This is a genomic window from Delftia sp. NA_296.1 (genome assembly GCF_052692095.1).
Map to the genome: position 1 here is coordinate 103,939 of NZ_JBQZGF010000014.1, position 15,274 is coordinate 119,212.

Below are 15,274 nucleotides of genomic sequence, written 5' to 3' on the forward strand. Positions count from 1 at the left end.
CGTGCCACAGGCGGGCAAGCGGCCGCCGATGACGCAGTACCGCCTGCGGGCTTGTGGGCGGCTTCGGGCACGGCCGGGCCGGGGGCCTAAAATCGCCGGTTGATTCCGGCAATCCACCTTGTCAGGCCCCTGGGCCGCAGCACCATGCAAGAGAAATACAACCACATCGACGTTGAGCGCGCAGCGCAAGACCACTGGTCCGCCCGCGACGCTTACCGCGTGACCGAAGACCAGGCCAAGCCCAAGTTCTACGCCTGCTCCATGCTGCCCTACCCCAGCGGCAAGCTGCACATGGGCCATGTGCGCAACTACACCATCAACGACATGCTGACGCGCCAGCTGCGCATGAAGGGCTACAACGTCCTCATGCCCATGGGCTGGGACGCCTTCGGCCTGCCGGCCGAGAACGCTGCGCTCAAGAACAAGGTGCCGCCCGCGCAGTGGACCTACGACAACATCGCCTACATGAAAAAGCAGATGCAGGCGATGGGGCTGGCCATCGACTGGAGCCGCGAGATCGCCACCTGCGACCCCGACTACTACAAGTGGAACCAGTGGCTGTTCCTGAAGATGCTGGAAAAGGGCATTGCCTACCGCAAGACCCAGGTCGTGAACTGGGACCCGGTGGACCAGACCGTGCTGGCGAACGAGCAGGTCATCGACGGCCGCGGCTGGCGCACGGGCGCGCCGGTCGAAAAGCGCGAAATCCCCGGCTACTACCTGAAGATCACCGACTACGCCCAGGAACTGCTGGACCATGTCCAGGTGGGCGGCGACAAGGCCACGCTGACCGGCTGGCCTGAAAAAGTCCGCCTGATGCAGGAAAACTGGATCGGCAAGAGCTCCGGCGTACGCTTTGCGTTCACCCACGACATCCGTGGCGCCGACGGCCAGCCCATCCAGGACGGCCGCCTGTACGTGTTCACCACGCGTGCCGACACCATCATGGGCGTGACGTTCTGCGCCGTGGCGCCCGAGCATCCGCTGGCCCTGCACGCCGCCGCCACGAGCCCCAAGCTGGCCGCCTTCATCGAAGAGTGCAAGAAGGGCGGCACCACCGAGGCCGAACTCGCGGTCAAGGAAAAGGAAGGCCTGCCCACGGGCCTGTTCGTCACGCATCCGCTGACGGGCGCCCAGGTCGAGGTCTGGGTCGGCAACTACGTGCTCATGAGCTACGGCGACGGCGCCGTCATGGGCGTGCCCGCGCATGACGAGCGCGACTTCGCCTTTGCGAAGAAGTACGGCATCGCCATCCGCCAGGTCATCGCGGTCGAAGGCGAGACCTTCAGCACCGAGACATGGGCCGACTCGTACGGCGACAAGCAGCGCGCTGTCTGCATCGATTCCGGCGAACTCGACGGCCTGCCCCATGTGGCGGCCGTGGACAAGGTGGCCGAACTGCTGGCCGCCAAGGGCCTTGGCGAGAAGAAAACCACCTGGCGCCTGCGCGACTGGGGTGTGAGCCGCCAGCGCTACTGGGGCACGCCGATTCCCATCATCCACTGCGAGGACTGCGGCGCCCAGCCCGTGCCCGCCAAGGACCTGCCCGTGGTCCTGCCCCAGGACCTGGTGCCCGATGGCTCGGGCAACCCCCTGATCAAGAGCGAAGCCTTCCACGCCGGCGTGGTCTGCCCTTGCTGCGGCAAGAGCGCGCGTCGCGAGACCGACACCATGGACACCTTCGTGGACTCGTCCTGGTACTTCATGCGCTATTGCGACGCCAGGAACAGCGAGCAGATGGTGGCGGAAGGTGCCGAGTACTGGATGCGGGACCAGAATGCCGCCACCGGCGGCAGCGGCATGGACCAGTACATCGGCGGCATCGAGCACGCCATCCTGCACCTGCTGTACGCGCGCTTCTGGACCAAGGTCATGCGTGACCTGGGCCTGGTCAAGGTCGATGAGCCCTTCACCAAGCTGCTGACCCAGGGCATGGTGCTCAACCACATCTACAGCCGCCGCACGGCCAAGGGTGCCAAGGAGTACTTCTGGCCCAAGGATGTCGAGCATGTGTTCGACGAGACCGGCAAGATCGTGGGCGCCAAGCTCAAGGCCGAGGTGGACAGCGCCGATGGCCTGCTGCCCGTGGGCACGGACATCGACTACGAGGGCGTGGGCACCATGTCCAAGTCCAAGAACAACGGCATCGATCCGCAGGAGCTGATCGAGAAGTACGGCGCCGACACCGCGCGCCTGTACACCATGTTCACCGCGCCGCCCGAGCTGACGCTGGAGTGGAACGATGCCGCTGTCGAAGGCAGCTACCGCTTCCTGCGCCGCGTCTACAACTTCGGCGCCAAGCTGTCGCAGATGGACATGGCCGGTGCCGTGCAAAGCGTGGCCGGCGCCAAGTCGCTGGACGACGTGGAGTTCGGCAAGGCCGCCAAGTCCCTGCGCCTGGAGATCCACACCGTGCTCAAGCAGGTGGAATACGACTACCAGCGCATGCAGTACAACACCGTGGTCTCGGGCGCCATGAAGATGATCAACGCGCTGGAGGACTTCAAGTCCTTCGACGACGCGGGCGCCCAGGTGGCGCTGATCGAAGGCTTCGGCATCCTGCTGCGCGTGCTCTACCCGGCCACGCCCCACCTGGCCCATGCGCTGTGGAGCGAGCTGGGCTACGCCGCCCACCTGGGCGACGTGCTGGATGCGCCCTGGCCCCAGGTCGATCCCCAGGCTCTGGTGCAGGACGAGATCTCTCTGGTGCTGCAGGTCAACGGCAAGCTGCGCGGGGCCATCCTGGTGTCCTCGACGGCCGACAAGGCCGAGATCGAGCGCATTGCCCTGGCCAACGAGGAATGCCAGAAGTTCACCAACGGTGCCGTGCCCAAGAAGGTGATCGTGGTGCCTGGCCGCCTAGTCAACGTCGTGGTCTAGGCCATGGCATGCCCCCTGAGGCGCTGCGCGCCTTCCCCCTCTCGCTTCGCGGGGGGGACGACACCCTCGCTGCGGGGCGGCCCTTGCTCGGTGTCCCTCGCTTTGGGCGCGACCGTTGCAAGGGCTGTGAGTGGCGCAAGCGCCTTGGAGAACTGATATGCAAAAACGTACCCTGCTCACCGCCCTGGCCCTGGCTCCGCTGCTGGGGGCCTGCGGCTTTCGCCTGCGGGGGGTGCCGACCTTCGTGTTCCGCTCGCTCTACATCCAGGCGGGCCGGGGCTCTCCGATAGCGCGGGAGCTGTCGCGCAATCTGGCCAGTGCCAGCGACAAGCTGACCGTGCTGCGCGATCCGGCATCGCCCGACGATGCCGAAGCGATCTTCCAGATCGTCAGCGAGCGGCAGGAGCGGGTCATCGTCGGCATGAACGCGCTGGGCCAGGTGCGCGAGTTGCAGCTGCGCCTGCGCGTGCGCTTCAAGCTGCGCACGCCCAATGGCGACGAGCCGATTCCCGAGACCGAAATCCTGCAGCAGCGCGATGTGACGTACAACGAAACCAACGCGCTGTCCAAGGAAGCCGAGGAGGCCATGCTCTACAAGGACATGCGCACCGACATCGTGCAGCAGTTGCTGCGCCGCCTGGCCGCCGTCAAGAGCCTGACCTGAGTTCCATGCAGCTTGCCCTGAACCAGCTTGGCGGCCATCTGGCCAAGGGCCTGCGCCCGCTCTATGTGCTGCACGGCGACGAGCCGCTGCAGCAGCAGGAGGCGGCCGACGCCATCCGCGCCGCGGCGCGCGCGGCCGGCTATACCGAGCGCAGCAGCTATACCGTGGCCGGCGCGCATTTCGACTGGAGCGCCGTGCTGGCGGCCGGTGGCTCGCTGTCGCTGTTCGCCGACCGGCAGATCGTCGAGATCCGCATTCCCTCGGGCAAGCCCGGCAAGGACGGCGGCGCCGCGCTGCAGCAGATCGCCGAGTCCGCGCGGGGCAACGACAGCACGCTCACCCTGGTCCTGCTGCCGCGCCTGGACAAGGCCACCAAGACGGGGGCCTGGTTCAGCGCGCTGGAGGCCCAGGGCATGACGCTGCAGATCGATCCCATTGAGCGCGCCCAGTTGCCGGCCTGGATTGCCCAGCGGCTGGCGGCCCAGGGCCAGCGCGTCGCACCCGGCGAGGAAGGGCAGCGCACGCTGCAGTTCTTTGCCGACCGCGTCGAAGGCAACCTGCTGGCCGCGCACCAGGAAATCCAGAAGCTGGCGCTGTTGCATCCCGAAGGTGAACTGAGCCAGGCCCAGATCGAGCAGGCCGTGCTCAATGTGGCGCGCTACGACGTTTTCAAGCTGTCGGAGGCCGTGCTGGGCGGGCAGCTGTCGCGCGTCTCGCGCATGCTCGATGGCCTGCAGGCCGAAGGCACGGCCGAGGTGCTGGTGCACTGGACCCTGGCCGAGGACATCCGCGCCATCTGCCGCGTGAGGGACGCCATGGCCGCAGGCCAGCCCCTGCCGATGGCGCTGCGCGCCCAGCGCATCTGGGGCGTCAAGGAACGCTTGTTCGAGCGCCTGCTGCCGCGCATCACCGACGCCCAGGCCGCGCGCCTGCTGCAATCGGCCCACGCGGTGGACGGCATCGTCAAGGGCCTGGCCTTCGAAGGCTGGCCGCGCGACGGCTGGCAGGCCCTGCGCCGCCTGGCCGTGGACTTGGCCCAGGCCGGCGCCAAGGGCTGACGTACCGTTCTAGCGCGTCTTTTCCAGCTGCGCCTGGGCCTTGGTGGCCCAGGTCTCAAGGTTGTCCAGCAGGTCCTTCTGGCTGAAGGAGCAGCTTTCCTCGCTGAACAGCGCGCTGGACTCCAGTCGGTCCAGCAGATTGAGCAGCACTTCGCCGTAGCGCGGCGGCAGGGCCTGCAGCAACTCCGACGAGGCCCTGGCCTGCTGTCCGAGCACGGCGGCCGACAGCTGCTGCTGTGCCAGTTGGGCGAAGCCGGCATGCAGCTGGGCGAGCTGCTGGGCGGCGAGAAGAGTGTCGTGGCTGGTGGACATGGCGGGAAACCTCTGCGTACTGGGCAGCAGTGTAGGGTGGCCGCGACATCCTGCCGGCCGCCGCAACGCGGGGTTTGCCCTCTGGCGGCCGTGCGCAGACGCATCCCCGCCGCATCGCAGCCGCATGTCGGCGCGGGGCATGCCCGGTCCCGGTGCGCAAATGGGCGCAACTCGGCGAGAATCTCGGAATGAACGCGCTCAATATCGTCGAATACACCCACAACCTGGGCGTTCAGGCCAAAGTGGCCTCCGCCCAGATGGCCCGAGCCTCGGCTGCCGTCAAAAGCCGCGCCCTGCTGGCGCTGGCGCGCCTGCTGCGGGAGAACGTGGAGCCGTTGCAGACCGACAACGCCCGTGACCTCGACCGCGCCGTGGCCAACGGCCTGTCCGCTCCCATGGTGGACCGCCTGCGCCTGACGCCCAAGGTGCTTGAAACCTGTGCCCAGGGCTGCGAGCAGCTGGCATCCATGGCCGACGTGATCGGCGAGATCATCGGCATGAAGCAAATGCCCAGCGGCATCCGCGTGGGCCAGATGCGCGTGCCGATCGGCGTGTTCGGCATGATCTACGAGAGCCGCCCCAACGTGACCATCGAGGCGGCCAGCCTCAGCATCAAGAGCGGCAACGCCTGCATTCTGCGCGGCGGCTCGGAAGCCATCGACTCCAACAAGGCACTGGCCGCCCTCGTGGCCAGGGCACTGGCCGAGGCCGGCCTGCCCGAGCACGGCGTGCAGCTGGTGCAGACCACGGACCGCGAGGCCGTGGGCCAGCTCATCGCAATGCCCGACTACGTGGACGTCATCATCCCGCGCGGCGGCAAGGGCCTGATCGAGCGCATCAGCCGCGAGGCCAAGGTGCCCGTCATCAAGCACCTGGACGGCAATTGCCACACCTATGTCGATGATCCCTGCGACATCGCCATGGCCGTCAAGGTGGCCGACAACGCCAAGACCAACAAGTACAGCCCCTGCAACGCCAGCGAGAGCCTGCTGGTGGCGCGCGGCGTGGCCGCCGAGTTCCTGCCGCAGATCGGCGCCATCTACGCCGCCAAGGGGGTCGAGATGCGCGGCTGCCCCGAATCGCTGGCCATCCTGAAGTCCGTGGCCGGTGCCCAGCTGGCCGAGGCCACCGAGCAGGACTGGAGCGAGGAATACCTGGCGCCCATCATCAGCGTCAAGATCGTCGCGGGTGTGGACGAAGCCATCGCCCACATCAACCGCTACTCCAGCCACCACACGGATGCCATCCTCACTCGCGACCACATGCATGCCCAGCGCTTTCTGCGCGAGGTGGACTCGGCCAGCGTCATGGTCAATGCCAGCACGCGCTTTGCCGATGGCTTCGAGTACGGCCTGGGCGCGGAAATCGGCATCAGCACCGACAAGTTCCATGCGCGTGGTCCTGTGGGCATCGAAGGTCTCACCTCGCTCAAATACGTGGTGCTGGGTGAAGGCGAAGTCCGCACCTGACCGGACCGTGCTGCGCGCCGGCAGGCACCCGGCCGGGACGCCCCGCGCCGGGATGCCCCGCGCCGGCACCGCAGCACCGCAATGAACCCATGAAAATCATCATTCTTGGCGCTGGCCGTGTGGGCTACAGCGTGGCCGAAAGCCTGGTGTCCGAACGCAACGACATCACGGTGATCGACACCGATGCGCGTCGCCTGCGCGAGCTGGAGTCGCGGTTCGACCTGCGCGGCGTCGTGGGCAACGGTATCGATCCCCAGGTGCTGGCCGAGGCCGGAGCCAAGGACACGGACCTGCTGATCGCCTGCGCCGCGCTCGACGAAACCAACCTGGTGTGCTGCAAGCTGGCCCAGGTGCTGTTCGAGATTCCCACCCGCATCGCGCGCGTGCGCTCCTCGGGCTTTGGCGATGACGAGACGCTGCTGGGCAAGGAAGGCTTCGGCGTGGACCGCATCATCTGCCCCGAGGAGTCGCTGACCAACTACATCAGCAAGCTCATCGAGTTCCCCGAAGCCATGCAGGTGCGCGCCTTCGCGGGCGGACGCGCCGCGCTGGCCTCGGTGCGTGCGCGCGACGGCGCCCCCGCCGTCGGCAAGCACATCGGCGAGCTGCGCGACTGCATGCCCGAGCTGGCCATGCGCATCGTGGCCATCTACCGGCGTTTCCTGGAGGAGCCCGACCGTTTCGTGCGCTGCGACGGCAACACCCGCATCGAGCCCGGCGACGAAGTCTTCATCCTGGCCGCGCGCGAGCATGTGGCCGAGGTGCTGCGCGCCATCCACCAGCCCGCGGGCCGGCCATCGCGCCCTGTCTACCGCATCATGATCGCCGGTGGCGACCAGGTCAGCCTGCGCCTGGCGCTGCAGCTGTCGCGCGTGCCGGGCCGCTTTCACATCAAGATCATCGAGCCCGACGAGCAGCGCTGCCAGGACCTGGCCTCGCTGCTGCCGGCCGAGGTGCTGGTGCTGCACGGCGATGCCACCGACGAGGACCTGCTGGCCGATGAAAGCGTGGAGGACGTGGACCTGTTCCTGGCCCTCACCGACGACGACGAGAACAACATCATGGCCAGCCTGCTGGGCAAGCGCATGGGCGCGCGGCGCGTGCTCTCGCTGATCACGCGGCGCGCCTATGCCGACCTGATGCACGGCACGCAGATCGACATTGCGCTGTCGCCGGCCCAGGCCATGCTCGGCGAGCTGCTGGCCTATGTGCGCCGCGGCGACGTGCAGGCCGTGCACAGCCTGCGCCGGGGCGTGGCCGAGGCGCTGGAGATCGTGGCGCGCGGCGACCGCAAGAGCTCGCGCGTGGTCGGCCGCAAGGTCGAGGACCTGCGCGTGCCCGAGGATGCGCACATCGGCCTCATCGTGCGCGGCATTCCCGAAGGCGTGCCGGCCGACGAGATCGCGGCCGGTGCCGAGCCCGAGGTCATCATCCCGCGCGGCAACACCGTGATCGAGAGCGGCGACCACGTGGTCTTCTTCCTGCCCCACAAGCGGCTGGTGCGGGACGTGGAAAACCTGTTCCGCGTCAGCGCCACCTTCTTCTGAGCCCATACCCATGCGCGACCTGTTCCCCGTCCTGCGCGTGCTTGGCATGCTCATGGTCATGTTCGCGCTGTCCATGCTGCTGCCCTTTGCCGTGTCCTGGTTTGCCGACGACGGCATCTGGCGCATCTACCCCTGGGCCATCGGCATCACGGCGGCGGCGGGGCTGTCGCTGTGGGTAGGCCTGGACCATTTCCGGCGCGAGCTGCAGCCGCGCCACGGCGTCATCCTCGTTACCCTGGTCTGGGTGGTGCTGCCGCTGTGCGCCATGCTGCCCCTGGTGCTGGGCCTGGGCCATGTGGGCCTGAGCATCAGCTTCACCCATGCCTATTTCGAGGCCGTCTCGGGCCTGACGACGACGGGCGCCACCGTGCTCACGGGGCTGGATGCATTGCCCGTGTCCATCAACGTCTGGCGCACCTTCCTGCAATGGCTGGGCGGCATGGGCATCCTGATCCTGGCCGTAGCCATCCTGCCGCTGCTGGGCGTGGGCGGTGCCCAGCTGTTCCGCGCCGAGGCCGCCGGCCCCATCAAGGACACCAAGCTGACGCCGCGCATGACCGAGACCGCCAAGGGCCTGTGGGGCGTCTACGGCGTGTTCTCGCTGGCCTGTGCACTGGCCTTCTGGGCCGCGGGCATGGAGCCGCTGGATGCGCTGATGCACATGTTCGCCACGGTGAGCCTGGGCGGCCTGTCCTCGCATGACGCCAGCTTCGCCTACTTCGACTCGCCGCTGATCGAGCTGATCGCCCTGGTCTTCATGCTGCTGGCCAGCTGCAACTTCGCGCTGTACTTCGTGGCCATGCGCAAGGGCCGCTGGGACGGCTTCTGGCGCGACCCCGAAATGCGCGCCACCCTGGCCGTGCTGCTGGGCGGCGGGCTCATCGTCGCGCTGCTGCTGTGGGCCAAGGGCGTGTACGGGCCTGTCGAGGCGCTGCGCTATGGCATCTTCCACGTGGTCTCGGTGGCCACGACCACGGGCTTCACCACCGTCGACTACCTGAGCTGGCCCGTCTTCGCGCCCGTGCTCATGCTGCTGCTGTCGGGCGTGGCCACCAGCGCGGGCTCCACGGGTGGCGGCATCAAGATGGTGCGCATGCTCATCCTGCTCAAGCAGGCGCGGCGCGAGCTCACGCGGCTCGTGCACCCGCGCGCCATGCAGCCCGTGCGGCTGGGCAACGGCGTGGTGGACGACCGCATGATCTTCTCGGTGCTGGCCTTCATGCTGGTCTATGGCGCCACCGTGATCACGCTCAGCATGGTGCTGCTGCTCACCGACCTGGACCCGGTGACCGCCTTTTCCGCCGTGCTGGCCAGCGTGCACTGCATGGGGCCGGGCCTGGGCGCGCTGGGTCCGAGCTCCAACTATGCTGTGCTCACCGACTTCCAGACCTGGATCTGCACCCTGGCCATGCTGCTGGGGCGCCTGGAAATCCTCAGTTTCATGGCGCTGCTTTCCCCGGCTTTCTGGCGCCGATGATGCCGAAGAGACTAGGGAAAACACTTAGACCATGGTCCAATCTCTACAATTGCCCCCCACCGCCGTACCCAGAGGGTCTTTATGGTTCCACATCTCATCACGGCCCTGACAGGCCCGATCAACGAGCTTGAGCAGCGCATCCTCGACTCCATGCCGGCGATCGAGCGCTGGTTCCGGCTCGAATGGATGGAACACACGCCGCCTTTCTATTGCTCGGTGGACATCCGCAACGCCGGCTTCAAGCTCGCGCCCGTGGATACCAACCTGTTTCCTGGCGGCTGGAACAACCTGACCGACGAAATGCTGCCGCTGGCCGTGCAGGCGGCCATGGCGGCGATCGAGAAGATCTGCCCCGAAGCGCGCAACCTGCTCATCATTCCCGAGAACCACACGCGCAACACCCATTACTTGGCCAACGTGGTGCAGCTCAAGCGCATCTTCAACATGGCCGGTCTGAATGTGCGCATCGGCTCCATCAGCCCCGATGTGAAGAAGACCACCACCGTCACCCTGCCGCATGGCGACACGGTGACGCTGGAGCCGGTGATCCGCAGCAAGCGCCGCATCGGCCTCAAGGATTTCGATCCCTGCACCATCTTGCTCAACAACGACCTGTCCTCCGGCGTGCCGGGCATCGTCGAGGAGCTGTACGAGCAATACCTGCTGCCGCCCCTGCATGCAGGCTGGAGCGTGCGCCGCAAGAGCCGCCATTTCCAGAGCTACGAGGAAGTGGCCAAGCGCTTCGGCAAGCTGCTGGGCATCGATCCCTGGCTGATCAACCCGCTGTTCGGGCGCAGCGAAGGCATCGACTTCGCCAATGGCGTGGGCATGGAAGGCCTGGCCGAGCAGGTCGATGTGCTGCTGGCCAAGGTGCGCCGCAAGTACAAGGAATACGGCATCAAGGAAAAGCCGTTTGCCATCGTCAAGGCCGACAACGGCACCTATGGCATGGGCGTGATGACCGTGCGCGACGCCAAGGAACTGGCCGAGCTGCCGCGCAAGAGCCGCAACAAGATGGGCATGATCAAGGACGGCCAGACCGTGCACGACGTGATCATCCAGGAAGGCGTGCTCACCCAGGAGCGCATGAACAACGCCGTGGCCGAGCCCGTGGTCTACATGATGGACCGCTACGTGGTCGGCGGCTTCTACCGCATGCACCCCGAGCGCGATGTGGACGAAAACCTCAACGCGCCCGGTGCCGGCTTCGTGCCGCTGGCCTTCCAGCACAGTACCCAGTTGCCCCAGATCGGCGCCCGCCCGGGTGCCAGCATGCCCAATCGCTTCTACATGTACGGCGTGGTGGCCCGGGTCGCCATGCTGGCGGCCAGCTATGAGCTGGAGGCGACCAACCCCAACGCGGAAATCTACGACTGATCGGGGTGCTGTCCGATGCGCTCGTCATCAGGACAGCGGACAATGCCGGCATTTCAATTGACTGAAGCCATCTCCCCACGGGATGGCGCATAGACCTGTGCAGAAAACCAAATCTTCGTTGGCCGCGCTCACCCTGGGCGCCATCGGCGTGGTCTATGGCGATATCGGCACCAGCGTGCTGTATTCGGTCAAGGAGGTGTTCGGCTCCGGCCATGTGCCGTTCACCCAGGAGAACATCTACGGCGTCCTGTCGCTGCTGTTCTGGACGCTGACGGTCATCGTCTCACTCAAATACGTGGTCCTGGTGCTGCGCGCCGACAACAACGGCGAAGGCGGCCTGGTCGCCATGCTGGCCCTGGCCTCGCAGACCGTCAAGGACAAGCCGCGCCTGCGCAGCGTGCTGCTGCTCATCGGCATCTTCGGCACCTCGCTGTTCTATGGCGACGGCGTGATCACGCCGGCCATCTCCGTGCTTTCGGCCGTCGAGGGCCTGGAGGTGGTGTCCCCGCACTTCACCAAGGCGGTGATCCCGCTGACCCTGGTCATCCTGTTCCTGCTGTTCTGGTTCCAGAAACACGGCACGGCAGGGATAGGGCGCTTTTTCGGTCCCATCACCCTGGTCTGGTTCGCCACCATCGCCGCGCTGGGCATACACCAGATCGCCGGCCATCCGGAAATCCTGGCGGCCATCAGCCCGCACTTCGCGGTGCGCTTCATCTGGGACAACCCCGGCACCAGCTTCATCATCCTGGGCGCCGTCGTGCTGTGCGTGACCGGGGCGGAGGCGCTCTACGCCGACCTGGGCCACTTCGGCAAGAAGCCCATCCGCCTGGCCTGGTTCTCCGTGGCCATGCCTGCCCTCACGCTCAATTACTTCGGCCAGGGTGCGCTGCTGCTGGCCAACCCGGCCGCCGTGAAGAATCCCTTCTACATGATGGCCCCGGCCTGGGCCCTGCTGCCCCTGGTGCTGATGGCCACCATGGCCACGGTCATCGCTTCGCAGGCCCTGATCACGGGCGCCTTCAGCGTCACGCGCCAGGTCATACAGCTGGGCTATCTGCCGCGCCTGGAAGTGCGCCACACCAGCGTGCGCGAGGCCGGCCAGATCTACATGCCCCTGGTCAACTGGAGCCTGTTCGTGGCGATTGCCCTGGCCGTGGTGCTGTTCCGCTCCAGCGGCAACCTGGCGGCCGCCTACGGCATTGCGGTCACGCTGGACATGCTGATCACCACCACGCTGACCTTCTTCGTGATCCGCTACCGCTGGAACTACCCGCTGGCCCTGTGCATTGCCGCCACCGGCTTCTTCTTCCTGGTGGACCTGGCCTTCTTCTCGTCCAACCTGCTCAAGCTGTTCGATGGCGGCTGGTTCCCGCTGCTGATCGGCGGCACGGTGTTCTCGCTGATGATGACCTGGCGCAAGGGCCGCGAGCTGCTGCACCAAAAGCTGCAGGCCGATGCCATCGACCTCAAGAGCTTCCTCGAATCGGTCTGGCGCCATCCCCCTGCGCGGGTGCCGGGCACGGCCGTCTTCCTGTCCGGCGAGCCTGGCACCGTGCCCAACGCCCTGCTGCACAACCTCAAGCACAACAAGGTGCTGCACAGCCAGAACATCTTCGTCACGGTGCGCAACCACGAAATTCCCTGGGTAGGCCTGGACAAGCGTACCGAGATCGAGGCCCTGGGCAGCGACTGCTGGCAGGTCATCATCAACTACGGCTTCAAGAACGAACCCGACGTGCCGGTGGCGCTGTCCCTGTTGCGCCCCCGGGGCTGCCAGCTCGACGCCATGGAGACCAGCTACTTCCTGTCGCGCGATGTCATCATCCCGCGCATCAGCCACCGCATGGCGCCCTGGCGCGAAAAGCTGTTCGCCCAGATGCACCGCAACGCCAGCCGTGTCTCCGACTTCCTGCACCTGCCCAGCAACTCCGTGGTGGAGCTGGGCTCCAAGATCGAGCTGTAGGCGTCGCCCGCGCATCGCACGATCCGCGACTGTGGTGACAGAATCGCGCGATGCGCTTTCTCCGTGACTTGAGTCCCTCCGCCTTTGCGGCCGGCTTCGTGGCCGTGCTCGTGGGCTTCACCAGCTCGGTGGCCCTGGTCTTCCAGGCCGCCCAGGCCTTCCATGCCACACCCGAGCAGATCACCTCCTGGGTCTGGGCGCTGGGGCTGGGCATGGGCCTGTGCTCCTTGCTGCCCTCGCTGATACTGCGCATGCCCGTCATGGTCGCCTGGTCCACACCAGGCGCTGCCGTGCTGGCCACGGCGGGGCTTGCCGGAGGCTTTTCCATGGGCGAGGCCGTCGGCGCCTTCATCATCAGCGCGGGGCTGATCATCCTGGTGGGTGCCACAGGCTGGTTCGAGCGCGTCATGAACCGCATCCCCATGGAAATCGCTGCCGCCCTCCTGGCGGGCGTACTGGCCAACTTCGGCATGCAGGCCTTTGCCGCCGCCAGGCACGCGCTGCCCCTGGTGCTGGTCATGCTGCTGACCTATCTGCTGTCGCGCCGCCTGGCACCGCGCTATGCGGTCATCGCCACGCTGGCGGTCTCCATCGCCTGGGTGGCGCTCACCGGCCAGATGCAATGGTCTGCCGTGCATGTCGGACTGGCCTGGCCGGTCTTCACCATGCCCGAGTTCTCCGTGCCCGCCCTGGTGAGCCTGGCCTTGCCCCTGTTCGTCGTCACCATGGCCTCGCAGAACCTGCCCGGCGTGGCCGTCATCCGCGCCACGGGCTACAACCTGCCCATCTCCCGCATCATCAGCATGACCGGCATCGCCACCCTGGTGCTGGCGCCCTTTGGCGGATATGCGCTCAACCTCAGCGCCATCACCGCCGCCATCTGCATGGGGCCGGAGGCCCATGAGGACAAAACACGCCGCTATACGGCAGCGGCCGTCTGCGGCCTCTTCTATATAGTCATCGGCATCTTCGGCGCCGTGGTCACAGGGCTGCTCACCGCCTTCCCCAGGGAACTGGTGGTCTGCATTGCGGGACTGGCCCTGCTGGGCTCCATCGGCAGCGGCCTGGCCACGGCCCTGCAGGGAGAGGAGCACCGGGAGGCGGCGCTGATCACCTTCCTGGTCACGCTCAGCGGCGTGGTGATAGCCGGAGTCGGCTCGGCGTTTTGGGGCGTGGTCGCAGGCAGCCTGGCGCTATTTGTGCAACATTACCGACGTGCACGGGCCAGCTGACATGCGGCCCAGGCCCGGGCACCCCCTTTTGCTTCCTATATATAGGCGAGGCACGGGCCGCCGCCTTCCGCACACAAGCCATGCAAATCCTCTTCGTTGCCGATCCGCTCGAATCGTTCCAGACCTACAAGGACACCACCTTCGCCATGATGAGGGAGGCACAGCGGCGCGGCCACTCCATCGTGGCCTGTGAACCCAGGCAGCTTTCCTGGCAGCGTGGCGGCAAGGTCGTCGCCCATGTGCGGCACATCCAGCTCACGGGGGATGCGCAGCAGTGGTTCGAGACAACCCAGGAGGGGCTGGCTGAACTGGCAGGCTTTGACGCCATCCTTATGCGCAAGGACCCGCCCTTCGATTCCGAATACTTCTATTCCACGCACCTGCTCGAACAGGCCGAGCGTGAAGGCGCCAAGGTCTTCAACAAGCCCAGGGCGCTGCGGGACCATCCGGAAAAGCTGGCCATCCTCGAATTCCCGCAGTTCATCGGCCCCACCCTGGTCACCCGCAGTGCACAGGACATCCGTGCCTTCCATGTAGAGCACCAGGACATCATCCTCAAGCCGCTGGACGGCATGGGTGGCATGGGCATCTTCCGGGTCGGCGCCGATGGCCGCAACCTGGGCAGCATCATCGAAACCCTGAACCAGGGCGGTGCCAGCAGCGTCATGGTGCAGAAGTTCCTGCCTGAGATCACCCAGGGCGACAAGCGTGTGCTCGTCATCGGAGGCAAGCCGGTTCCCTATTGCCTGGCACGCATTCCCCAGGGCAACGAAGTGCGTGGCAACCTGGCAGCGGGCGGCAAGGGCGTGGCCCAGCCGCTGAGCGAGCACGACAAGGCCATGGCCGAGGAGATCGGTCCCATCCTCATGGAGCGTGGCCTGTTGCTGGCGGGCGTCGATGTCATCGGGCAATGCATCACCGAGATCAATGTGACCAGCCCCACCTGCTTCCAGGAGATCTACGACCAGACCGGCTGCGACGTGGCCAGCCTCTTCGTCGATGCCCTGGAACAGGCGCTGGCGACGGCCTGAAAAAATCCTGGCGGATGACGCCAGTCATCCGCCAGGATTGGTGCTAGAATTGCGCCCCTGCACTCGATGACATGCAAATGTCTGAAAAGTGAAGCTTCCAGGGTTTTGCAAGAACGTCAAAAAACGTGCTACAATGCAAGGCTCTGCTGAAGAGAAGCGATGCAGATCGCTGGTGTTGAGAAGATCGAAGAAATTTGATTGCAACGACGCTAAAAACTGTGCTAGAATTCAAGGCTTCGCTGATCGCAGCGAGTCGGAAGT

At 66.2% G+C, this 15,274-nt stretch carries 11 protein-coding genes; 10 read left to right on the forward strand and 1 reads right to left on the reverse strand.

The window, feature by feature from the left end:
- Nucleotides 1–144 precede the first annotated feature (144 nt).
- From leuS to holA, 3 genes are all read left to right on the forward strand, one after another.
- Complete coding sequence (gene leuS, locus ACUTR7_RS27000) at nt 145–2,880, forward strand: leucine--tRNA ligase (RefSeq protein ID WP_445610233.1); 2,736 nt, start codon at nt 145–147, stop codon at nt 2,878–2,880.
- Nucleotides 2,881–3,037: 157 nt separating this feature from the next.
- Entirely contained in the window at nt 3,038–3,544 is a 507-nt protein-coding gene (locus tag ACUTR7_RS27005; RefSeq protein ID WP_198819880.1) for an LPS-assembly lipoprotein LptE, read from the forward strand.
- Between the two features lie 5 nt (nt 3,545–3,549).
- Nucleotides 3,550–4,602, forward strand: a complete 1,053-nt coding sequence (holA, locus tag ACUTR7_RS27010) for a DNA polymerase III subunit delta (protein WP_445610234.1) — start codon at nt 3,550–3,552, stop codon at nt 4,600–4,602.
- A 9-nt stretch (nt 4,603–4,611) separates the two neighbouring features.
- On the opposite strand, the gene ACUTR7_RS27015 is transcribed toward holA, so the two are convergent.
- On the reverse strand, nt 4,612–4,914 hold the full coding sequence (locus ACUTR7_RS27015; RefSeq protein ID WP_013804767.1) for a hypothetical protein: 303 nt from the start codon (nt 4,912–4,914) through the stop codon (nt 4,612–4,614).
- Between the two features lie 188 nt (nt 4,915–5,102).
- Here ACUTR7_RS27015 and ACUTR7_RS27020 point away from each other — a divergent pair, with 188 nt between their 5' ends.
- From ACUTR7_RS27020 to gshB, 7 genes are all read left to right on the forward strand, one after another.
- Nucleotides 5,103–6,383: a glutamate-5-semialdehyde dehydrogenase gene (locus tag ACUTR7_RS27020; RefSeq protein WP_012207797.1), complete on the forward strand. Its 1,281-nt coding sequence runs from the start codon at nt 5,103–5,105 to the stop codon at nt 6,381–6,383.
- An 89-nt stretch (nt 6,384–6,472) separates the two neighbouring features.
- The gene (gene trkA, locus ACUTR7_RS27025) at nt 6,473–7,930 is read left to right on the forward strand and encodes a Trk system potassium transporter TrkA (protein ID WP_012207796.1); all 1,458 of its coding nucleotides are present in this window, start codon (nt 6,473–6,475) and stop codon (nt 7,928–7,930) included.
- A 10-nt stretch (nt 7,931–7,940) separates the two neighbouring features.
- The gene (locus tag ACUTR7_RS27030; protein WP_013804766.1) at nt 7,941–9,407 is read left to right on the forward strand and encodes a TrkH family potassium uptake protein; all 1,467 of its coding nucleotides are present in this window, start codon (nt 7,941–7,943) and stop codon (nt 9,405–9,407) included.
- Between the two features lie 81 nt (nt 9,408–9,488).
- Nucleotides 9,489–10,784 carry a glutamate--cysteine ligase gene (gshA, locus tag ACUTR7_RS27035; protein WP_012207794.1) on the forward strand — a complete coding sequence of 432 codons (1,296 nt, stop codon included), beginning with the start codon at nt 9,489–9,491 and terminating at the stop codon, nt 10,782–10,784.
- A 97-nt stretch (nt 10,785–10,881) separates the two neighbouring features.
- A complete protein-coding gene (locus ACUTR7_RS27040) occupies nt 10,882–12,750 on the forward strand; it encodes a potassium transporter Kup (protein ID WP_445610235.1) in 1,869 nt (622 codons plus the stop codon).
- A 50-nt stretch (nt 12,751–12,800) separates the two neighbouring features.
- On the forward strand, nt 12,801–13,982 hold the full coding sequence (locus ACUTR7_RS27045; RefSeq protein ID WP_269197811.1) for a benzoate/H(+) symporter BenE family transporter: 1,182 nt from the start codon (nt 12,801–12,803) through the stop codon (nt 13,980–13,982).
- An 80-nt stretch (nt 13,983–14,062) separates the two neighbouring features.
- Nucleotides 14,063–15,013, forward strand: a complete 951-nt coding sequence (gene gshB, locus ACUTR7_RS27050) for a glutathione synthase (RefSeq protein WP_269197810.1) — start codon at nt 14,063–14,065, stop codon at nt 15,011–15,013.
- Nucleotides 15,014–15,274: the final 261 nt, after the last annotated feature.

Coding starts and splice junctions, on each gene's coding strand:
- leuS (WP_445610233.1), top strand. CDS start 145: ATGCAAGAGAAATACAACCACATCGACGTTGAGCGCGCAGCGCAAGAC.
- ACUTR7_RS27005 (WP_198819880.1), top strand. CDS start 3,038: ATGCAAAAACGTACCCTGCTCACCGCCCTGGCCCTGGCTCCGCTGCTG.
- holA (WP_445610234.1), top strand. CDS start 3,550: ATGCAGCTTGCCCTGAACCAGCTTGGCGGCCATCTGGCCAAGGGCCTG.
- ACUTR7_RS27015 (WP_013804767.1), bottom strand. CDS start 4,914: ATGTCCACCAGCCACGACACTCTTCTCGCCGCCCAGCAGCTCGCCCAG.
- ACUTR7_RS27020 (WP_012207797.1), top strand. CDS start 5,103: ATGAACGCGCTCAATATCGTCGAATACACCCACAACCTGGGCGTTCAG.
- trkA (WP_012207796.1), top strand. CDS start 6,473: ATGAAAATCATCATTCTTGGCGCTGGCCGTGTGGGCTACAGCGTGGCC.
- ACUTR7_RS27030 (WP_013804766.1), top strand. CDS start 7,941: ATGCGCGACCTGTTCCCCGTCCTGCGCGTGCTTGGCATGCTCATGGTC.
- gshA (WP_012207794.1), top strand. CDS start 9,489: ATGGTTCCACATCTCATCACGGCCCTGACAGGCCCGATCAACGAGCTT.
- ACUTR7_RS27045 (WP_269197811.1), top strand. CDS start 12,801: ATGCGCTTTCTCCGTGACTTGAGTCCCTCCGCCTTTGCGGCCGGCTTC.
- gshB (WP_269197810.1), top strand. CDS start 14,063: ATGCAAATCCTCTTCGTTGCCGATCCGCTCGAATCGTTCCAGACCTAC.